An 18,938-nucleotide genomic window follows, 5' to 3' on the forward strand; every position below is an offset into this window, starting at 1 on the left:
GATCGCCGTCATCCTCTGAGCAACCGGACCACTTCGTCGGAGATGTCGGTTCTGACGGCGACCAGATACCGGAGCCCGGGTTCGAGAACCATCTCCGGCCCGGGGAGTTGGTTGCTGTCGCGTCCGGCGACGACGATGGCCCCCCGCGGAAAGGCGACGGATTGGAGCTCCCGGTTGGCGACCGGCGCGTCCTCGGCGACCGTGATCTCCAGCAGCGTGAGATCGTCGGTGACGTGCTCGACAGCCTGCACGCCGCCGCCCGCGACGTGTATGATCTCGTTGGTCGCGGCGTGTGCCGCCAGCTCTTCGGGGTAGACCACTTGATCGACGAGTCCGGCGTACTCGTCTTTTTCGCCGTGGTCGATCCGCGCGACGGTCCCGATATCCTGTTGGACCTTCCGTGCCATCGTACAGATGCCGATGTTGGTCATCGCCCCGTACCCGGTCAACGCTGCGAAGACGTCGCTCCGCTCGAGACCCGCTTGTTCGAGGATCGACCGCCGACCGCCGTCCCCCTCGATAACGGTCGCGTCGTACTGCTCGCTGAGGAACGCCACCCGATCCGGGTCCTTTTCGATTATCACAACGTCGTGGCCGCGTTTCGAGAGGTTCCGTGCAGCGTTGTAGCCGACGTGCTGGCCGCCGACGATGACGACTCGCAGATCGGTGCTCATTTGTCACCGTTCACCCGACAGCTAAATGTAGGTTTCGCTGATACAGTTATGAAGCACCGTGCAATCGTATCACACCAATTGGTGGATATATATGCCCGACGGGCCTGTGAAGCGAGTGCAATAATGACAGTCCACTGGAGCAAAGCGCGATGAGCAGCCACGATCAGCGAACGCCCGAAGCTGAACTGACCCTGCTGGACGCGACGATGATCGGCATGGGGGCGATGATCGGCGCGGGCATCTTCGTGCTCACCGGCCTCGCGGCGGAGATTTCCGGGCCAGCCGCGCTACTCGTGTTCCTCCTGAACGGGGTCGTGACCGCGTTCACGGGGCTCTCGTACGCGGAACTGGCCTCCGCGATCCCGAAAAGCGGCGGCGGTTACGCCTTCGTCCGGGAGATCTTCGACGACTTCGGCTCGTTCATTATGGGCTGGATGCTCTGGTTCGCGTACATGATCGCCGGCGCGCTGTACGCGCTCGGGTTCGCGCCAAACTTCCTCGAGTTACTCCACGTCTACGGCGTCGTGGCGCCGCCGGATCAGGTGGGTGCTGTCGTGATTCCGCTGTTGGGGATCGGCGTTCCCGCGAAGTTCGTCCTCGCGTTCGTCGCGGTCGCGGGACTCGTCGCGCTGAATGCCGCGTCCACGGCCGCAAGCGGGAGTGCCGAAACGGCGTTCACGATCATCAAGGTCTCAATCTTGGTGGTGTTCGTCGCGTTCGGGTTCTTTTCGGCCGGTGGCGGCGGCGAAACCAGTTTCACGTTCCAGAACTTCGACCCGCTGTTTCCGGAGAGTGCCGGCGCGTTCAGCATCCTCCCAGCCATGGGGCTCACGTTCATCGCGTTCGAGGGGTACGACCTCATCACGACTGTCACCGAGGAGGTAGAGAACCCCCGCGAGAACATACCCAAGGCGATCTTCCTGAGTTTGGGTGCGACCGTGCTCGTGTACCTTCTGGTCGTAACGGTCGCCATCGGCACGCTGGGTGCCGAGGAGTTGGCTGCCGCCGGTGAGGCCGGAATCGCGGCGGCGGCAACCTCGTTCATGCCGACCGGCGTCCCGCTCATCCAGAACGGCGGCGCACTCATCGTCTTCGGCGCCGTGTTCTCGACGATCACCGCGCTGAACGCGGTGGTGATCGCCTCCTCGCGGGTCGCGTTCTCGATGGGTCGGGAGGGGCAGTTGCTGCCGTCGATCGGTCGGATCCACTACCGGTTCGGGACGCCGTTCGTCGCGGTGCTTTTGAGCGCGGTCGTCATGCTCGGATCGGTCGTGCTCCCGACACAGAGCGCGGGGAACATGTCGAGTCTGTTCTTTCTTCTGTCGTTCATCGTGGTGAACGTCGCGGTGATCAGGCTCCGCCGGAAGCGGCCGAACATGAACCGTCCCTATGAGATCCCGTACTACCCGGTTCCGCCGATTCTAGGCATCGTCCTGAACAGCGTGCTCGCCGTCGTTTTGATCGGCTTCCTCGTGCAGACAGACCTGCTCGCGCTCCTGCTCAGCGCCGGGTGGTTGGTGGTCGGCGGGGTGATGTACGTCGCACTCAACAGATACCGGGCACGAGGGGACGACGCCGATTCGACGGCGGAACAGCCGACCGTAGACGAGCCCACAGAGGAGTGAGGTGGCGCGGGACCTCGCGCGGGCCGCGTCGGGATTCGAACAGTTCGTTCGCTCTCCGACGAACAGTTCGTTCGCTTTCCGACGAACAGCTCGCTCGCCTTCCGACCGCGTTGAGAACGTGATTCGGCTCAAGGCTTCCCCCGACGTGAGGGCCCCCAACAGGTTCCTACGTCGGATCGTCGAAAACGCGTCGCTGACGAAACGTGGTATCGTCCGAAATTGGGCGCCTACGGGAGTTTGGCCACCGATTTCCGACGGCCAAGGACCGTTCGGAAACCGAGTGGGCCAACTCGGATTTGAACCGAGGACCTCCCGGTTATCAGCCGAGCGCTCATACCTAGCTGAGCTATTGGCCCTAGGTAGGCGCGTTTCACCGTAGCGCCGTGGATTGTTTAAACGTTTCTTTTCGCCCGCCCCTCGGCGGGTCCTCGCACGGTTATCGGTCTCGCGAGGCGCCGTCGTCCCCGTCGTCAGTCCCGGAGACGTCCTCGAACTCGTAGTCCTCTTCGCCCATCTCGACCGTCTCGCCGTCGTAGTCGGCGGCGCCGGCGTCGGTGTCCGGCCCCGGCCCTGGCCCCGGTCCCGGACTCTGGCCGCCGAAGCCGCCCCCGAACCCGCTCGCATCGCCGTCACCGCCGGGGAACCCGCCGATGTAGACGTTGCCGCTTGCGAAGCCGTCGGTCTTGTCGTCGATGTACGGCTTGACGACGTAGCGTTTGACGACCAGTCGGATCGGGTACCGCGTCGGCGGCAACACGAGAACGAGTCCGAGCAGGTCGGTGACGAGGCCGGGCGTGAGCATCAACGCGCCGGCGACGAGGAGCAAGGCGCCGTCGAGCAGTTCGTCGGTCGGTGGGTCGCCGCGCGCGAGTTTGCGCTGAATCTTCCGGATCGTGTGGCGGCCCTCCGCCCGGACCAAGAGGAGCCCGATCAGCGCGGTCAACACGACGACGGCGACCGTCGCCGCCGGACCGATCGTCACCGGTCCCAGCCCGGTCGCGAGGACGACGAGCAACAGGACGTCCGCGAGGGGGACGAGCAGCGCGATCCCGATGAGCCGCAGATACATACCTCCGGCTACCGGCGGCCTCGGGAAAACGTTTCCGAGAGGCGAGGGGCGGCCGCGTCCCGCCGACGAAACGGGGGGCGTCGAAGCGACATCGCCTTAGGGTGGGGGCCACTTCCCGGACGTATGCAAGCCGCGCTCGTAATCCTCGACGGTTGGGGCCTCGGCGACGGTGGCGAGGGCGACGCCGTCTCGGCGGCCGCGACGCCGACCGTCGACCACCTCCGCGACGCCGGGGCGTACGGAACGCTCGAAACCCACGGCAGACGCGTCGGGCTTCCCGACGGACAGATGGGCAACAGCGAGGTCGGCCACCTCAACATCGGCGCGGGACGGGTACTCAAACAGGACTCAACGCGGGTGACGGACGACATCGACGCCGGCGTCTTCGCCGACAACGAGGCGATCGGCGAGGCGCTCTCGCACGCCGACGACGGCGGACGGGTCCACTTCCTCGGGCTCGTCAGCGACGGCGGCGTCCACTCCTATCAGGCCCACCTCCACGCGCTGATCGAACTCGCCGCAGAGCAGGGGGTCGAGGCCGTCACCCACGTCTTCACCGACGGCCGTGATACGGCCCCCGAGGGCGGGGTGGGCTTTCTCGCCGACCTCGAGGCGACGGTCGAGGCGAACGGCACCGGGCACGTCGGGACGGTCTGTGGGCGCTACTACGCGATGGACCGCGACGGGAACTGGGCGCGGACGAAGCGCGCCTACGACGCCATCGTCGAAGGTGAAGCCCCCCACGCCGCCGCATCTGCTGTCGAGGCTGTCGAGGCCTCGTACGACCGCGGCGAGACGGACGAGTACGTCGAGCCGACGCTGATCGAGGGTGCGCCCCCGCTTTCGGACGGCGACGCCGCCGTCTTCTTCAATTTCCGGGCCGATCGGGCCCGCCAACTCACCCGGATGCTCGCCGACATCGACCCCGAATGGGCCGTCGAGACCGACCCGCCCGAGGTCGAGCTCGTGACGATGACCGAGTACGACGAGACGTTCGGCCTTCCGGTCGCCTACCCGCCGCTGGAGCCCGAACGGACGCTCGGTGAAGCGCTCGCCGAGGCCGGGCGCACGCAGCTTCGGGCCGCCGAGTCCGAGAAGTACGCCCACGTCACCTACTTTCTGAACGGCGGCCGCGAGACCGCCTTCGATGGCGAATACCGCGAGATCGTTCCGAGCCCCGACGTCCCGACCTACGACGAGCGGCCGGAGATGTCGGCGGCCGAGTTAACCGACACCGCGATCGACGCGATCGAGCGCGGGGTCGGCGACGGCGAGACGGCTGGTCCCCACGACCTCGACGTCTTGGTGTTGAACTACGCCAACCCGGACATGGTCGGCCACAGCGGTGATTTCGACGCCGCGGTCTCGGCCGTCGAGGCCGTCGACACCCACCTCGCCCGCCTCGAAGAGACGGTCCGGGCGGCCGGCGGCCACCTCTTCGTGACCGCCGACCACGGCAACGCCGACGATATGGGAACGCCCGAGGACCCCCACACCGCCCACACGACGAACCCGGTGCCGTTCGTTTACCTCGCGCCGGACGGCACCGACGGCGACCGGACGGTCCGGCCGGGAGGGACGCTCGCCGACATCGCGCCGACGCTGCTGTCGCGGATCGATGTCGAGGTGCCCGGGGCGATGACCGGTGACCACCTGCTAGAATGAGCAAGGCGGTCGTCGTTCCCTCGGATCGGGATGTCCGCGGGACGCTCGACGCGCCGGCGAGCGACTGCTGTGTGGTCGCGTGCCCGCCGCATCCACAGATGGGCGGCAGCCGAACCGATCCCCGACTCGAGGCGGTGAGCGACGCCCTCGAGTGTGCGTGTCTCCGCTTCGATTACGGGGCCTGGGACGGCGGCCGCGGCGAACTCGGGGACACCCGGGACGCTCTCGCGTGGGCGCGGGCCAACCACGAGCGCGTGGGGCTTTTTGGATACAGTTTCGGGGGCTGTCTCGCCGTCGCCGCCGCCGCCCGCGAGTCCGCGGCCGGGACGGCACCTGACGGTGTCGTGGCGCTGTCGCCCGCCGCGAGGCTCTCCGCGGGCGTCGACGCGGTCGCCGCACTCGACGACGTTGCGTGTCCGATCGCGGTGGTGTACGGCGAGCGGGACGCGACTGTCGACGCCGAGGCGGTCGCCGATCGGGCTCGGGCACGCGGCGGCGAGGTCCGGACCCTCCCCGCGGACCACCACTTCGTGGGCCAGACCGCAAACGCCGGCGACACCGTCGCCGATCTTTTTACACACGCCGCTCGCGATCGCTGATGAGCGACGTCCGTCGGGTCCCCAGCTGTGTGGACCGCCCGGGCATCAGTGCGTCGCCATAGCGATCCTCGCGAAGGTGTCTCGATCGGGCCACGTTCCGGCTCGGGTGGTCACCCCGGTGATGAAATCGAGCAGCTGCGCCGTCTGCCGGGGCAGCGGCGTCGGCCTGACCTCCTGGACAGTCTCGTGATACTTGAGGAGCCTCAGCTCCGCGAACGACAATAGCGACTGAATACAGATGTTAGGTACCTCAACGGGAATGCCGCCAGAGGCGGCGTTAATGAATGTCGTCTTGGGATTTAGGCGAAAGGGTTGAAGCCTAGGCCGGGATTTGAACCCGGGCTCTCGTCCTTACCAAGGACGCGCTTTACCGCTAAGCTACCCAGGCACTCAGGGTGCGTACACCCCGTTTTTCCGCCGTCTGCACTCGATTCTATTACACAACCGTATAAGAATGTGATGAAAGCCACCGGGCGTGCCGTACTGTGACGTGCCAAAGAAATAATCGAACCCCATCTGAAGCTCCCACCCTCGATGAAATTAACCACTCATTCAGTCGTTCGTCAAGCAATTTCGGGCGCAATACCCCCGGTTAGAAATCAGAAAGTGAAGCGACCTCGCCACCCCGCTTGTTTTTTTCAATCTGAACATCCGTATCCTCCACAGGGCTGTGTGACACCTCATAACCCTCCTCAGTTTCTCGAATATCGGAAACCGAGTAGAACTGAATCGGCTTCTCTTGTTTCGTCGTGACGGGGAAATCGTAGTTGTCGGCCCGGTACTTGCACTCCTTCCCCTCGGAGAGACGCTCCTCGAGAAACTCGCTGTGTTCGTCCAACCGCCGTTTGACGACCTCACGCGAGTATTCAGGAACGTTTTCGACTCGGTGCTCAAACAACTGAACGAACTCCTCGTCCAGTTCGTATCCGACGGAGTTTCGCCCCGCGACCATCGCGGCGAACGAGGTCGTGCCCGTTCCCCAAAATGGGTCAAGCACCGTGTCTCCGTAGACAGAATACATATTGATGAGCCGATACGGGATCTCGAATGGATACGCCGCAGACCGCTCTCTCAATTCGTTTCGTTCGAGGAATTGAATCTCCCCCTTGATATCCGTCCAAACGTCGGAGAACCACTGGTTCCGTTCTTCCCAAAAATACGCCGAATTATACCGCCGTTCCGACCCCGGCTCGAAGGTTCGACTCTCCTTCCCGTTACGGAAGACGAGGATGTACTCGTGTTCGAGTGTGACGTATGCGTTGGGCGGGAGCATACCTGAGCCCATAAATTTGGCTCCCGAATTGACGGGCTTGCGCCACAGAAGTTCGGGCAGAGGCTCGAAGCCGAGATCTTCGAAGGCGTTGATGATTCGAGAATGGTTCTGGAAAACACGAAAACTTCCGTCCACTTTTCGTGTTGCGTCACCGATATTGATACACGCAATGCCGCCATCAATCAGTACCCGGCTGACTTCTTTCCAGACCTTCTCGAGCTCCTCGTGCATCTGTGAGGCGGCGGCGTGCCCCTCGCCCGCTTCGAGAGAAGCTGTTATTTCCGGGTTGAGTTCGGAGAATAGCTCGTCCCACATCTCGATCATGGGATAGGGCGGAGAGGTAACGACCAGTTCGACGGAGTCGTCGTCTGTCTTTGAAAGCGAGCGAGAGTCTCCGGTAACGATGCAGTGAGTCGTCTCCATCGAGTACGACTTCACCGCGTTACCGTCTTAATTTTTCGTGAGAACGAGTCAGTGCAGACCCTCATCGGGTTCGTGTGAACGACCCTACTCTACTTTATTTTACCCTACCTACTCGCTCCGGCTGAGCCGTTCGCTCCCCGGTTAGCACTCCGCGTCGATACTTCGTTGTGAGCATCAGATGGGAGTGAAGTGAATATGTGGAGTGCGCTCCCGAATCGAGGTCGTATTCCATTGGGCTCAGCCGATACTGCGTTGCCCTGCTACAAAACGCGACGACGACACACTACGTGCCCGACGACCGGGAACCGGCGGCCGTCCGATCGGGGCTTGCGCCCGCCGCCGAGATCCGCTCCGCGACGCCGCCGAGGGCCGCCTCGGTCTCGGGTAAGGGATCGGTTCCCAGCTCTTCGGCGAGTTCGTCGGCAACGGTATCGACCGGCTCCGGGATCGAACCGAGGGCGACGTCCGCACCCGCTCTGACCGCGATCCGGACGAAGTCCGCCTCGAGCCGTCGGTCGAGTTCGGCCGGAGCCACGTCGGTCTCCCGGAGCGTCTGGTCCCGTCCGAAGTGCCGGACGGCATCGACGACGTCCATCGCGACGCCAGTGTGGGCGAGGTACTCGAATCCGCGAGCGACGAGCACCTCGGCGGCGATCGCATTCATATCACCTTCCCCCCTGTCGCCGTTCGACCACGGGTCGGTGTGGATGAGATCCCGCGACAGCCGGAGCCCTTCGTAACTCATCTGGACCCCGGCGCCCCGGCGCGAAGCGGTGTCGAGGTCGACCGACTCGTCGAGCGCCGTCGCCGTCACGACGGTGAGTGTACCGGGGGTCATCGACGCCGACTCGAGCACTCCCTCGAGGCGTTTCCGGAGGGCTTCGGGGACGATGTCGCCGATCCCCTCGCTGAACGCGGCCCGGGCGTGCGCGGTTTCGTCCATCTGCCATTCGGTAGGGACGGGAGGGGCAAATCAGTTTGGAAAGCGTGAACGTGCCGCCGAGGAAGCCGGATCGGCGACCGCCGCGTGACCGCAGCACTTACTGCCCGTTCCGTCCCCCGTTCGGTGATGATCGACATTGACGATCAGGGGGCGATCCGAGTCGTTACGCTCGATCGCCCGGACAGGCGAAACGCGCTCACCCCGGCCGGGCTAGAGGCGCTCGAGACGGCCGTCGCCGATCCCCCTGCTCCGGTGGTGTATCTCCGCGGCGCGGGGGAGGCATTCAGCGCCGGTGCCGACTTGGACTCCGTCGCGGCGCTTGCCGGCGACGCCGACGCCGATGTCGAGGCGTTCGTTCGCCGGGGCCAGCGTACTGCCGACGCCATCGAGACCAGTCCCGCAGTCGTGGTCGCCGGTATCGACGGGGCGGCCCGCGGTGGCGGCGTCGAACTCGCGCTGGCCTGCGACCTACGGATCGCGACCCCTCACGCGACGTTCGCCGAACCCGGTGTGACGTTCGGGCTGTTCGGCGCTTGGGGTGGGACCGTCCGGCTCCCCGAGACCGTCGGCCTCGGGGACGCGCTCGACATCTCGCTCTCCGGACGAGTCATCGATAGCGAGGAGGCCCGTCGTATCGGTCTCGTCTCGCGGATCGTCGAGGAGCCCCGGGCCGTTGTCGAGGAGATCGCCGAGAACGACCCCGCTGCTCTCGAGGCGGTGAAGGCGTGTCTCAGAGGTCGGGAAAACAAAGCCGAGCGGGAGGACAGCGAGGTCGCCGCGTTCGAGGCGCTCGTCGAGACGCACGCCGAGACGCTTCGGGACCTCGGTGGGTCGTCGTAGCGGTGCGGCGGTCGACGGCGCGCGGGCGCCAGCGCCGTCGGCCGGTCGGGCCGTTTATAAGGACTCTGGTGCCGGCGGCATCGAGCGCTTGTGCGCGCTGGTCTCGTGGAGTTCGACGACGCGGTCGACGGCCTCCTCGGGTACGTCGAGCGTCTCGACAGTCGCGTGTTTCGACAGCGGGCCGTGGACGTGCAGTGCCAGGATAGCGTCGAGGTCGTCGTAGTCGAGGCCCATCTCCTCTTCGTCCGTCTGGCCCTCCCACATCGCCGCCGTCGGCGTTCGGGTGACTAGGTCCTCGGGGACCCCGAGTTCGCGGGCGAGCTGGCGGACCTGACACTTGTACAGGTTCCCGACCGGGTTGCAGTCGACCGCTTGGTCGCCGTACTTGGTGTAGTATCCGGTCGCGGCCTCGGAGCGGTTGCCCGTGCCGAGGACGACGCGGTTTTCGGCGTTGGCGACGAAGTAGTTCAACACGGCCCGGGTTCGGACCCGGACGTTGCCGAGCGCCATCCGATCCTCGGCGGCGTGGTCGGGTGCGGCGTCGACGAACGCGTCGACGATCGGGTTGATGTCGACGGTGTCGTACTCGATGTCGAGCGCCTCGGCGACCCGTTCGGCGTCGGTCTCGTCGGCATCGGGGTTCACGGAACTCGGCATCAGGAGGCCGTGAACCGCGTCGGCACCCAACGCCTCGACGGCCAGATAGGCCGTCGTCGTCGAGTCGATCCCCCCCGAGAGGCCGATGACTGCCCCTTCCGCCCCGGCGTCGTCGACGATATCGGCGATGAACTCGACGATGTGGTCGCGTCTCGCTTCGAGTTCGTCGTCCGAGAACAACAGTTCGACGCCCGTCTCTTTCTGTAACAGCTCTGCGTCCGTCATTACTTTCTGTTGGGTCTCTCAGCACTAATACTCTCCCGTCGGTCCCGTGTTTTTGGACGGTCGTTCGATATGGTCTCGGTGCCGCGGACGCGCAGATCCGAGACGCTACGTTCAAGTACGCCGGGGCGGAACACCCGTGTGCGCGCCGTTGGTCCAGTGGTAGGACATTAGCTTCCCAAGCTAATAGCCCGGGTTCAATTCCCGGACGGCGCACTACAGGTACGCGCAGTATTGCAGTTTCCCCTATCGATTCACTCGAGATTAGTGCATTCCCCGAAGTCAATTTGTTCAGTTGACTCTAAAACCACCATACAGCGATTGCTTCGAGGCCAACTGATTGGATATCTTTCACAGATGTCTAATAAAATCGGTGGTTTTATCATCTTATAATATATAAGCGGACTCGCTTCGATCGGCCTTTTTAAACAATTTGAAGAATCGTACGACAGGACTCATGTGAATCCGGCCACAAGAGTGCGACGTGGCAACTATACGTACGAGCGAGGATCCACGCATCCGGATCGACACGCTACGGTCGGCTCTGGGAGGCGACCACACCGTGCGTTCGACCGACCTCTCCTCGACCGAGCGGGTCGTCGAGGCGGCACGAGAGACCGACGCGCTCGTCGTCGACACCGGCGTTCCGGTCCCGGCAGCAGTCTTCGACGCCTGTGAGCGTCTCGACGTCGTCGCCCGTGCCGGGACGGGCGTCGACAACATCGACATCGCGGCGGCCGACGACGCCGGCGTAACAGTGACGAACGTGCCGGAGTACTGCACCGAAGAGGTCTCGACGCACGCAGTCTCGTTGCTTTTGACGCTCTTTCGGGACGTAGAGGGCTACGATCGGGCGATAGAGGACGGACGATGGGACTGGACCGACGGCCAACCGATTCGTCGCCTCTCCGAACAGACGGTCGGGTTTCACTCCTTCGGCGGCATCGCCAGACGGACGGCGGAGAAGTTAGCCGGCTTCGGCTGTGAGTTGATCGCTTCCGACCCGTACGTCGATGCCGACGAGATGGCGGCACACGGTGTCGAAAAAGTACCGTTCGGGGACCTCCTAGAGACGGCCGATCACGTCTCGGTTCACGCCCCCCTGACCGAGGAAACGCGCCACAGTTTCGACCGCGACGCGTTCGAGCGGATGCGCGAAACGGCGATTCTCGTCAACGTCGGTCGCGGCCCGATCGTCGATCAGTCGGCGCTTCGTCGGGCGCTCGACGCCGGGGAGATCGCCGCCGCGGGCCTCGACGTGTTGAACGAGGAGCCGCCGGTTGATTCCGAACTCGTCGGCCACGACGACGTGGTCGTGACGCCGCACGCGGCGTTTTACTCCGAGGATTCGCTCGTGAGTCTCAACGAGCACATCGCTGAGGACGTTCGCGACGTGTTCGCGGGCGACCGGCCCGATGGCTTCGTCGACCCGAACGCAGCGGTGCTCTGATCGCTCGGCTTCGCCGTCGGCCCGTACGGGACCTCGACCGTGCCGAGTCGACCCTACCCCCCGCCGAAGGACACTCGCGCTTCAGCGCCGAGACGAAACGTCAGCGCGGAAGAGATATCACAGCCGATTACAGGCCTCGTCGACCCCGTCCTCACAGAGTCGCTGTAGCGTATGGCACGCTCTGTCGTTTCCGTCACTGCACTCTTTTCGAAGGAGCTCCATATTTATCTGGTCCATGTGTGCTATGTCGTACCATGTCTCACACCCCATTACTATTTAAATCTTGTGGCCACGCTCCGAAGCGGCGACGGCTCGAACACCCGTCGGACGGGGCTGAATCACTGATCCGGCGGGCCGTGCAGTTCCCCTTGCGGCGAGTGCCCGGGCCGGTGCTCCCCCGCCGGACGTCTGCCGGAGTACGACGAACAGGTCGTCTCACTCGATGCTCGGTGTCACCGTCACGGATACCGATCGCTCACAGGGACCGTCGCACTCGATCAGGAGGATCGACTGCCAGGTGCCGAGGGCGAGTGCCCCGTCACGAACCGGTACGGAGACGTCTCGGCCCAGAACCGACGACCGGAGGTGTGCGTCAGCGTTGCCGTCGAGTGCGTCGTGGCGCCACCCGCTGGGGGCCGACAGTTCGGCGACGAACGCCTTGACGTCCTCTATCAGCCGCGGTTCGGCCTCGTTGATCGACACCGCCGCCGTGGTGTGCTCGGCGAAGACGGTACAGAGACCCCGTTCGACCGTCTGAATTTCGGCCTCGATGCGTTCGGTCACGTCCACGACGTCGATGCGGTCCTCGGTACTGACGCGTAGCTCCATCGGACGCCCCTGTTGGCTCGCTCGATACATATATCCGTGGCCGCCTCACTCCGCCGACTCGAGGAAGGCTGCGGCCCGTTCGCGGCCGCGATCGATCAGCTCCGGAACGAACACCGGATCGCGATCCAGTTTCGTCGCGGAACTGTACCCGCCCTCAAGGACCAACCGGCGTATCTCCGGCGTCGTGAACCGGTCGGCCGGGAGCATCCCCGCCTCGACCCACTCGGTTACCCGCTCGACGAACGCCAACTCCTGGTTCAGTGAGATGTTCCCGGACAGTTCGTTGCGCCGGTCGGTGATCGTGTCGAGCCGTCTCGGTTCCGTGTCCGTCGACTGGTCGTCGATCTGGACGATCCACACTTCCTCGGGCTTTCGCTCCGGCAGCTGGTGGAGGAGGTCTCTCGCCGGCGGGTTCTGGCTGAACAGCCCGTCCCAGCGATAGTGGCCGTCGATTTCGATCGCCCGATAGAGGTTGGGCACGGCGGCGGCGAGAACCGCCTCGACGGTGACCGCCTCGTTGACGAACGTCTCGAACTCACCCGAGTCGACGGTGACTGTCCCGACGACGAGCTCGGGGGCGGTTCGCTCGCAGCATCCGGGGATCTCGTCGAAATCGACGTAGCGTTCGAGCACCTCTCGGATGCACTACCTCTCGGATGCACTGCTTGCCGAGTTCGGTCCCGGGGAGCCGACAGGGGCTACCTCTTGGGATCGGCGTGCCACCGTTTTGGAGGGAAGAGACGGTACACAGCCAGCCGTTTATGACTCGGCCGACCCCGTCGTCCGCCGCGGGGTCGTGCCGGACGTCGGCCACCGTTGCCGTGGCGGCGGCACGGCCGTCCGCGAGCAAATTATAAAACGTTCCATTCCAGCACGACGCCCGAATCGAGGCGTTCGACGGCTTCGAGCGCCAACTCCGGGAACTCCGAGACGAACCCCTCGCCGTCGGCGAGCGTCGGCGCGTCCCGCCCGCCGATCACTGTGTCCCCGACGTAGACGGTCAGTTCGTCGACGAGGCCTGCCTCGAACAGCGAGAAGATCACCTCGCCGCCCCCCTCGACGAGCAGGCGCTCGATCCCCACCGATTCGAGGCCGTCGAGCGCCCCCGAGAGGTCGACTCGCTCCTCGCCTGCGACGACGGGCGTCCCTCCGGCGTCCTCTACCGCCGCCCGCCGCGTGTCGGGAGCCGCCTCGCTCGCCAGCACGTACGTCTCCGGTTTGCCCGCCAGTATCGCGGCGTTCGCGGGCGTCCGACACGTCGAATCGACGACGACGCGGGCGGGTGGCGACGCGTCTTCCCCCCGGATCGACGCCCGGTGGGTCTCGTCGTGGCGGACGAGCGAGGGGTCGTCCGCGAGCACGGTGCCGATGCCGACCGCGACGGCGTCGGCCTCGGCGCGGAGCCGGTCGACCCTGTCGAAGTCTTCGTCACCGCTGATCGCGATCTGTTCGCGCCGCCGCGAGGAGAGTTTGCCGTCGGCGCTCGTGGCGGCGTTGACGGAGACGTACATATCGGTTGTGGGGCCGCCGCCGTCAAAACGGTTGGCGCTTCAGCGGTCGTCGCCGTTGCCGTTGTCGGTCTCGCCGTCGCCGGAGCCGCGCGGTAACTCGCCGCTCGCACGCATCGCCCCCCGCCGGAGGACGCCCCGCAACGTCCGGGCCTCGCGGCCGGTCGGGTGCGCGCGCGCGAGCAGCCGCCGGAACAGCCGTTCGGTCTTCGGGATCTTCTCTTCGGGGTGGCCGACGTCGTGGAGGTACTCCGAGAACGTCGCATAGAGCCCCTCTATCTCGTGTTCGTCGGCACGGTCGTGGGACTCCGGGGGGTGTTGGGTCTCTGCGACCGTCAGCCCGCGGAGTTCATAGAGGACGACCGTCGCCGCCTGTGCGAGATTCAACACGGGGTACTCGCCGCTGGCGGGGATCGAACAGATGCGATCCAAGACGGCGAGTTCGTCGTTCGTCAGCCCGACGCGCTCGCGGCCGAAGACAACGCAGACGTCGGCGTCGACTCCCTCGAGTTCCCTCGGGAGGTCGGCCGGTTCGACGAACGGATACCGGACGTGTTTCCGGGCGTCTTGATTCGTCGTCGCCGTGCAGGCGACCGTATAAAAGCGCTCCGTGAGGTACTCGAAGCCGACCTCGGTGGCGTTCGGGAGGACGTCCTCGCGGGCGTGGCCGGCGAACCCATAGGCCTCCCCGTCCGGGTCGAGTTCGGGGGGATCGACGAGGTACAGCTCCGAAAGCCCGAAGTTCTTCATCGAGCGCGCGATGGAGCCGACGTTGCCCGGGGTTTCGGCTCCGACGACGGCGACGACGATGTCGACCATTACCGGCCAGTTCGGCTCGGCGATTTATAAGCGCGTTCGTCCGAGGGCCGTCCGTACCGCCGGCTTCGGCGGTCGGTGTCGATCCCACCGACCGGCACCCGAATCACTCCTCGTCGGTTCGGTCGGCGACGCGGTCCATCGCGAGCGTGGCGACGCCCGCCGCGGCCAGGCCGATACCGAGCGCGCGGATCTGTCGGACGTACGCCGGCTTCGCCTCGAGATCACCGGCGTTCTCGAAGTTCTTTCCGATCATCTTTTTGACGAACGCGACGCTCAACTGCGGGACGAGTGCGCCCACGAGCCCCTGGCCGATCGCCCACAGAGCACCGGCGTTCCGGAGTTTATCGCAGTTCATACGCTTCACATACGGACCGTGTATTCATTAACGCCGTGGTACGATCCCAACAACGTGGATTCGAGCGGGGGGTAGAATGCGTCGACCGTCTTCGAGGCCTCGGCGTCGGCGTGCCCGATCGGCGTGCCACGGGCCATCGCTCCCCCGCACCGTTTACTGGGTGATTACTGTATATATACCGAGAGGAGCGGAGGAACAAATATAAATGCGCGTGATTTTTGTATGGTCGTAGAGTGACGGGACGACGGCCGAGCGAGTACGACGACGTGAACGACGACGCTTCGATCGGAGGACTGACCGCGGAGTTCGCCGACGTCGACGGGGTCCGAACGCGCTATTACGCCGAGGGCAGCGGCGACCCGCTCGTCCTCCTGCACGGCGGGACCTGGAGTGGGTTTGCCAGCGCGAACACGTGGGCGAGAAACGTCGAGCGTCTCGCGGAGCGGTTCCGCGTGATCGCTCCCGACCGCCTCGGGAACGGGATGACGGACAACCCCGCAAGCGCCGAGGCGTTCGTTTTCGACTCCGAGGTGACACACATGGAGTCGTTTCTCGAAACGCTCGGCGTCGAGTCGTATCACCTCTGTGGGCAATCACGCGGCGGCGGCCTCGCGGCCAGGTTAGCGGTCAGGTCCCCCGAATCGGTCGACACGCTCACGATCGTGAACAGCGCGACCCTGGCCCCCGAGGCGGCGGGCTACGAGCGCAGGCGGGAGCGACTCCACGCGGGGAAACCGGACGATCCGGATTCGGCGACGTACCTCGAGGACACGTTCCGGCACTTCGAGGAGACGCTGTCGTACTCGGCCGGTCACGTCACCGACGAGTACGTCCGCGCCGGAGCGTACATGCGGCGTCGGTCGAAGGCGATGGAAACCGCCGCGGTGCTCGGGTCGGATCCCACGGAACCGTACTGGCAGCGAGAGACCCCCGAGACGGATCGGTGGCACCGGTCGCTCCGCGAATCGATGTGGGAGACGAACCGCCGCATCGTCGTCGACGGCGCGTTGACGATGCCCACACTGCTGTATTGGGGCAGCGACGACCCGACGATGCCCCTCCGGAGCGGCACCGCGCTGTACGATATGATCGCCCAGCACGCCCCCGACGTCAGGCTGTACGCCGCGAACAACGCCGGCCACCACCCGTATCGAGAACACCCGACCGACTTCGAAGACGCCGTACGCACTTTCGTCGGGACGTTCGACCAGTAGCCATCGACAGGGCACATCCGACCGACGACGAGCCCCGGGCCGCCGGAGACGGGACGTCCCGGCGGCCGCCTGCCCCCCGACACGAGGTTCCGGTATCGGTCGGCTTTAGCGACGAGCGCTCCAAACAGGTGTATGCGAACAGTCGACGCCGCCGGATTGTCGATCGGCGACGAGCACCCGCCCCGGATCATGGGCGTGTTGAACGTCTCGAAGGAGTCACCCTACGACCCGAGCGTCTTCGATGACCCAGGGGAGGCGGCCGCCTACGTCGACGAGGAACTGATCGGCGAGGGGGCCGACGTCGTCGACGTCGGGCTCGAATCCGCCAACAAGCGCTTCGAGGTGCTGTCGGCCGAGGGCGAGCTGGACCGCCTCGAAACGGCCGTCGAGACGCTCGAATCGACGTCGGGCGACGCGGTCTGGTCGATCGAGACCCGCTATCACGAGGTCGCCGAAGCCGCCCTCGACGCCGGCTTCGAGATGGTCAACGACATCTGCGGGTTCGCCGACCCGGAGATGCCGGCGGTGTGTGCCGAATACGATGTCGCGGTCTCGAAGATGGCTTCGCCTCCGGACCTCGAACGCCCGGGGGCGATCGAGGACGTCGACGACATCTACGACGCCCTCGAACGGAACGGCTTCACCGACAAGACCATCGTCGACCCCGCCTTCGGCGGCTGGTCAGAGTCGAAGACGACCGAGGACGACCGGGAGACGTTCGACCGCCTTCGGGAGTTCCGCGGCCACGGGCGGCCGATTCTCGTCTCGATCAACCGGAAGAACTTCCTCCGGCAGGTCGCTGGCCGGGACACGGAGGGGGCGCTTCCGGTCTCGCTCGCGGCGACGTCGATGGCCGTCGAGCGCGGCGCCCACGTCGTCAGGACCCACGACGTCGCCGAGACGCGGGACGCGGCGCTCGTCGGCTACGAGTTCCGGCGGGAACGGGCCCGCGACCCCGACCGCGGCGTCGAGGTCCTCGACGTGACGACCGACCGGGAGTTCGGCCGCCACCTCGCCCGGATCGGGGCCGAGGACGACGACGGCGACCGCGACCCCTCGGTGAGCACCCACGTCGTCGAGGTCAGGCTTCCCGAGCCGTCGACGACGGCCCTCGCACGGGCCGGTCGTGCGGTCGGCCTCGGCGTCTACCTGGGCGAGGGGCTGCTCCTGGCGGGCACGGCCACCGAGTTCGAAGCCCTGATCGCCGAAATCGCGGGCGGACCCACGCCGGCCGTGGAAGCAGCAGGGAGCGCCTACGACGGGTTGGGAGGCGTCTGACGCGTGACAAACGGACGGCTTACGCTACAAGAAAGCTTATGCCAGATGCACTGGAATGACCGCTTGGAAGCCCGAAGGGCACATCCGGGTAGGGGTACCTTGGTGCGCTTCGGGCTCAGTCTTTATATACGGTAGTGGCAATGCAATACGCCGACTGGGCTCCCGTCTACGCCGCGGTACTGGACGACTTCGGCTACGACCGGGCCGGTGACGAACGCGCCCGGGACCTGCTCGGCGCGTTCGTCGCCGACGGCGACCCGCTCGACCCCGGCGAAATCGACCTCGGCGGCACGGTCGCGGTCTGTGGCGCGGGGCCGACACTCCCGGCGGAGTTGCCCCTCGCCAGGCAGGCCGACAGCGTGGTCGTCGCCTCGACGGCCGCCGACACCTGTCTCGACGCCGGGATCGCCGTCGACTGTATGGTGACCGACCTGGACAAGAACCCCGAAACGGCGCGGGAGCTAAGCCAGGAGGGCGTCCCCGTCGCCGCTCACGCCCACGGTGACAACCTCGAGGCGATCGAGCGCCACGTCCCGACGTTCGGCCTCGATTCCGTCCTTCCGACGACGCAGGCGGCCCCGAAACCCCCCGTGTGCAACCCCGGTGGGTTCACCGACGGCGACCGCGCGGCCTTTCTCGCCGACGCCTGTGGGGCCGACCGCCTCGTCTTTCCGGGGTGGGACTTCGACGACCCCGCCGTTGTACCCACGAAGGCGAAAAAGCTGCGGTGGGCCGAACGCCTGCTTGCGCTGCTCGAGGAGCGCCGCGGCGAACGCTTCGCCGTCCTCGATGGGCGGCGCGACGACATCGACCGTCCCTGGGGCGACAGCCCATAGCGATTCCGGCGTGTGCGCCAGTTGCGTCGATACTCGCCCGGAAGCAGCCACCGTTATGCCGCCGCGGCTGCTACGTCGCGTATGGGTTTTCACACGTTCGATCCGGAGCGCGCCGAGCGCCTCGAGGACGCGTCGCGGTATCGATGGTGCTCCGGCGAGGAACTGCTCTCGCTCCTGTCGGCCGGCCCCGCGGAAACGATCGCTGACCTCGGGAGCGGGACCGGATTTTACACCGACCTCGTTGCTCGCCACGCCGGAACGGTCCACGCGGTCGACGTCCAGGCGGCGATGCACGAACGCTACGTCGAAAAGGGTCTCCCGGACAACGTCCAGACGGTCACGGCCCCGATCGACGGGCTACCGTTCGAGGACGGTGCGCTCGACGCCGCGTTCACCACCATGACGTATCACGAGTTCTCCGGCCCCGAAGCGATCGGAGAGATCGCCCGCGTCCTTGCCCCAGGCGGCCGAGTCGTCGTCGTGGATTGGACCCGGGACGGCCGCGGTGCGGACGGCCCTCCGATCGAGGAGCGCCACGGCCTCGGACACGCCGTGTCGGCGCTGGGCGAGGGCGGGTTCGTCGTCGATCACGCCGTTTCGAGGACCGAGACATTCGTCTGTCGGGCGCGGCTGGAGGGCTGATACGGCTGGACGGACGAC

At 65.8% G+C, this 18,938-nt stretch carries 20 protein-coding genes, 3 tRNA genes and 1 pseudogene; 10 read left to right on the forward strand and 14 right to left on the reverse strand.

The features are described 5' to 3' along the window. Positions 1-8: 8 nt before the first annotated feature. A complete protein-coding gene (locus NMLP_RS05705) occupies positions 9-674 on the reverse strand; it encodes a potassium channel family protein (RefSeq protein WP_015409175.1) in 666 nt (221 codons plus the stop codon). A gap of 149 nt (positions 675-823) precedes the next feature. Between NMLP_RS05705 and NMLP_RS05710 the strand changes: the two genes are divergently transcribed. Continuing rightward, a complete protein-coding gene (locus NMLP_RS05710; RefSeq protein WP_015409176.1) occupies positions 824-2,299 on the forward strand; it encodes an APC family permease in 1,476 nt (491 codons plus the stop codon). A 281-nt stretch (positions 2,300-2,580) separates the two neighbouring features. Here the strand turns inward: NMLP_RS05710 and NMLP_RS05715 are convergent. Then, a tRNA-Ile gene (locus NMLP_RS05715) sits at positions 2,581-2,655 on the reverse strand. 80 nt (positions 2,656-2,735) lie between these two features. Continuing rightward, the gene (locus NMLP_RS05720; protein WP_015409177.1) at positions 2,736-3,368 is read right to left on the reverse strand and encodes an FxsA family protein; all 633 of its coding nucleotides are present in this window, start codon (positions 3,366-3,368) and stop codon (positions 2,736-2,738) included. A gap of 123 nt (positions 3,369-3,491) precedes the next feature. Here NMLP_RS05720 and gpmI point away from each other — a divergent pair, with 123 nt between their 5' ends. After that, complete coding sequence (gene gpmI, locus NMLP_RS05725) at positions 3,492-5,033, forward strand: 2,3-bisphosphoglycerate-independent phosphoglycerate mutase (RefSeq protein WP_015409178.1); 1,542 nt, start codon at positions 3,492-3,494, stop codon at positions 5,031-5,033. Continuing rightward, positions 5,030-5,632: a dienelactone hydrolase family protein gene (locus NMLP_RS05730; RefSeq protein ID WP_015409179.1), complete on the forward strand. Its 603-nt coding sequence runs from the start codon at positions 5,030-5,032 to the stop codon at positions 5,630-5,632. Before gpmI ends, NMLP_RS05730 begins: the two co-directional genes overlap by 4 nt. Positions 5,633-5,948: 316 nt before the next feature. Here NMLP_RS05730 and NMLP_RS05735 read toward each other — a convergent pair. The 4 genes and pseudogenes from NMLP_RS05735 to NMLP_RS05745 form a co-directional block, all read right to left on the reverse strand. Next, positions 5,949-6,020 (reverse strand) — tRNA-Thr (locus NMLP_RS05735). A gap of 204 nt (positions 6,021-6,224) precedes the next feature. Continuing rightward, positions 6,225-7,328 carry a DNA-methyltransferase gene (locus NMLP_RS05740; RefSeq protein ID WP_015409180.1) on the reverse strand — a complete coding sequence of 368 codons (1,104 nt, stop codon included), beginning with the start codon at positions 7,326-7,328 and terminating at the stop codon, positions 6,225-6,227. Positions 7,329-7,455: 127 nt separating this feature from the next. Further along, positions 7,456-7,560: pseudogene (locus NMLP_RS14265) on the reverse strand (IS200/IS605 family transposase); the annotation flags it as partial. A 51-nt stretch (positions 7,561-7,611) separates the two neighbouring features. Continuing rightward, positions 7,612-8,271, reverse strand: a complete 660-nt coding sequence (locus tag NMLP_RS05745; RefSeq protein ID WP_015409181.1) for a DUF7114 family protein — start codon at positions 8,269-8,271, stop codon at positions 7,612-7,614. Between the two features lie 126 nt (positions 8,272-8,397). On the opposite strand from NMLP_RS05745, the gene NMLP_RS05750 reads away from it, so the two are divergent. Continuing rightward, a complete protein-coding gene (locus NMLP_RS05750; RefSeq protein ID WP_015409182.1) occupies positions 8,398-9,111 on the forward strand; it encodes an enoyl-CoA hydratase/isomerase family protein in 714 nt (237 codons plus the stop codon). Between the two features lie 54 nt (positions 9,112-9,165). On the opposite strand, the gene NMLP_RS05755 is transcribed toward NMLP_RS05750, so the two are convergent. After that, positions 9,166-9,993 (reverse strand): NAD+ synthase, encoded by an 828-nt coding sequence (locus NMLP_RS05755; protein WP_015409183.1) that lies wholly within the window; start codon positions 9,991-9,993, stop codon positions 9,166-9,168. A 142-nt stretch (positions 9,994-10,135) separates the two neighbouring features. On the opposite strand from NMLP_RS05755, the gene NMLP_RS05760 reads away from it, so the two are divergent. Both NMLP_RS05760 and NMLP_RS05765 read left to right on the forward strand, forming a co-directional pair. Further along, a tRNA-Gly gene (locus NMLP_RS05760) sits at positions 10,136-10,206 on the forward strand. A gap of 268 nt (positions 10,207-10,474) precedes the next feature. Next, positions 10,475-11,440, forward strand: a complete 966-nt coding sequence (locus tag NMLP_RS05765) for a C-terminal binding protein (protein ID WP_015409184.1) — start codon at positions 10,475-10,477, stop codon at positions 11,438-11,440. A 435-nt stretch (positions 11,441-11,875) separates the two neighbouring features. Here the strand turns inward: NMLP_RS05765 and NMLP_RS05770 are convergent, their stop codons facing one another. The 6 genes from NMLP_RS05770 to NMLP_RS15985 form a co-directional block, all read right to left on the reverse strand. Further along, complete coding sequence (locus NMLP_RS05770) at positions 11,876-12,268, reverse strand: secondary thiamine-phosphate synthase enzyme YjbQ (protein WP_015409185.1); 393 nt, start codon at positions 12,266-12,268, stop codon at positions 11,876-11,878. Between the two features lie 45 nt (positions 12,269-12,313). Next, positions 12,314-12,901, reverse strand: coding sequence for a patatin-like phospholipase family protein (locus tag NMLP_RS05775; RefSeq protein ID WP_049926201.1), 588 nt, complete (start codon positions 12,899-12,901; stop codon positions 12,314-12,316). Positions 12,902-13,119: 218 nt separating this feature from the next. After that, positions 13,120-13,779: a 2,5-diamino-6-(ribosylamino)-4(3H)-pyrimidinone 5'-phosphate reductase gene (locus NMLP_RS05780; RefSeq protein WP_015409186.1), complete on the reverse strand. Its 660-nt coding sequence runs from the start codon at positions 13,777-13,779 to the stop codon at positions 13,120-13,122. Between the two features lie 39 nt (positions 13,780-13,818). Then, complete coding sequence (locus NMLP_RS05785; protein ID WP_015409187.1) at positions 13,819-14,595, reverse strand: RNA methyltransferase; 777 nt, start codon at positions 14,593-14,595, stop codon at positions 13,819-13,821. Positions 14,596-14,698: 103 nt separating this feature from the next. After that, positions 14,699-14,950: a hypothetical protein gene (locus NMLP_RS05790; protein ID WP_015409188.1), complete on the reverse strand. Its 252-nt coding sequence runs from the start codon at positions 14,948-14,950 to the stop codon at positions 14,699-14,701. A 5-nt stretch (positions 14,951-14,955) separates the two neighbouring features. Further along, positions 14,956-15,087 (reverse strand): hypothetical protein, encoded by a 132-nt coding sequence (locus NMLP_RS15985; RefSeq protein ID WP_269453348.1) that lies wholly within the window; start codon positions 15,085-15,087, stop codon positions 14,956-14,958. Positions 15,088-15,183: 96 nt separating this feature from the next. Between NMLP_RS15985 and NMLP_RS05795 the strand changes: the two genes are divergently transcribed. From NMLP_RS05795 to NMLP_RS05810, 4 genes are all read left to right on the forward strand, one after another. After that, positions 15,184-16,164, forward strand: a complete 981-nt coding sequence (locus NMLP_RS05795) for an alpha/beta fold hydrolase (RefSeq protein ID WP_015409189.1) — start codon at positions 15,184-15,186, stop codon at positions 16,162-16,164. A 132-nt stretch (positions 16,165-16,296) separates the two neighbouring features. Continuing rightward, positions 16,297-17,442, forward strand: a complete 1,146-nt coding sequence (locus NMLP_RS05800; RefSeq protein ID WP_015409190.1) for a dihydropteroate synthase — start codon at positions 16,297-16,299, stop codon at positions 17,440-17,442. A 140-nt stretch (positions 17,443-17,582) separates the two neighbouring features. Continuing rightward, positions 17,583-18,278 (forward strand): 6-hydroxymethylpterin diphosphokinase MptE-like protein, encoded by a 696-nt coding sequence (locus NMLP_RS05805; RefSeq protein WP_015409191.1) that lies wholly within the window; start codon positions 17,583-17,585, stop codon positions 18,276-18,278. Between the two features lie 81 nt (positions 18,279-18,359). After that, positions 18,360-18,920, forward strand: coding sequence for a class I SAM-dependent methyltransferase (locus NMLP_RS05810; RefSeq protein ID WP_015409192.1), 561 nt, complete (start codon positions 18,360-18,362; stop codon positions 18,918-18,920). The last annotated feature ends 18 nt before the right edge of the window (positions 18,921-18,938 follow it).

The sequence above is a fragment of the Natronomonas moolapensis 8.8.11 genome, from assembly GCF_000591055.1.
In the GTDB taxonomy this organism is placed as follows: domain Archaea; phylum Halobacteriota; class Halobacteria; order Halobacteriales; family Haloarculaceae; genus Natronomonas; species Natronomonas moolapensis.

Bases quoted from the DNA above. Each gene is read 5' to 3' on its own strand.
- NMLP_RS05790 (WP_015409188.1), bottom strand. From the start codon at position 14,950: ATGAACTGCGATAAACTCCGGAACGCCGGTGCTCTGTGGGCGATCGGC.
- NMLP_RS05730 (WP_015409179.1), top strand. From the start codon at position 5,030: ATGAGCAAGGCGGTCGTCGTTCCCTCGGATCGGGATGTCCGCGGGACG.
- NMLP_RS05705 (WP_015409175.1), bottom strand. From the start codon at position 674: ATGAGCACCGATCTGCGAGTCGTCATCGTCGGCGGCCAGCACGTCGGC.
- NMLP_RS05750 (WP_015409182.1), top strand. From the start codon at position 8,398: ATGATCGACATTGACGATCAGGGGGCGATCCGAGTCGTTACGCTCGAT.
- NMLP_RS05800 (WP_015409190.1), top strand. From the start codon at position 16,297: ATGCGAACAGTCGACGCCGCCGGATTGTCGATCGGCGACGAGCACCCG.
- NMLP_RS05720 (WP_015409177.1), bottom strand. From the start codon at position 3,368: ATGTATCTGCGGCTCATCGGGATCGCGCTGCTCGTCCCCCTCGCGGAC.
- NMLP_RS05780 (WP_015409186.1), bottom strand. From the start codon at position 13,779: ATGTACGTCTCCGTCAACGCCGCCACGAGCGCCGACGGCAAACTCTCC.
- NMLP_RS05745 (WP_015409181.1), bottom strand. From the start codon at position 8,271: ATGGACGAAACCGCGCACGCCCGGGCCGCGTTCAGCGAGGGGATCGGC.
- NMLP_RS05740 (WP_015409180.1), bottom strand. From the start codon at position 7,328: ATGGAGACGACTCACTGCATCGTTACCGGAGACTCTCGCTCGCTTTCA.
- NMLP_RS05810 (WP_015409192.1), top strand. From the start codon at position 18,360: ATGGGTTTTCACACGTTCGATCCGGAGCGCGCCGAGCGCCTCGAGGAC.
- NMLP_RS05785 (WP_015409187.1), bottom strand. From the start codon at position 14,595: ATGGTCGACATCGTCGTCGCCGTCGTCGGAGCCGAAACCCCGGGCAAC.
- NMLP_RS15985 (WP_269453348.1), bottom strand. From the start codon at position 15,087: ATGGCCCGTGGCACGCCGATCGGGCACGCCGACGCCGAGGCCTCGAAG.
- NMLP_RS05770 (WP_015409185.1), bottom strand. From the start codon at position 12,268: ATGGAGCTACGCGTCAGTACCGAGGACCGCATCGACGTCGTGGACGTG.
- NMLP_RS05755 (WP_015409183.1), bottom strand. From the start codon at position 9,993: ATGACGGACGCAGAGCTGTTACAGAAAGAGACGGGCGTCGAACTGTTG.
- NMLP_RS05710 (WP_015409176.1), top strand. From the start codon at position 824: ATGAGCAGCCACGATCAGCGAACGCCCGAAGCTGAACTGACCCTGCTG.
- gpmI (WP_015409178.1), top strand. From the start codon at position 3,492: ATGCAAGCCGCGCTCGTAATCCTCGACGGTTGGGGCCTCGGCGACGGT.
- NMLP_RS05805 (WP_015409191.1), top strand. From the start codon at position 17,583: ATGCAATACGCCGACTGGGCTCCCGTCTACGCCGCGGTACTGGACGAC.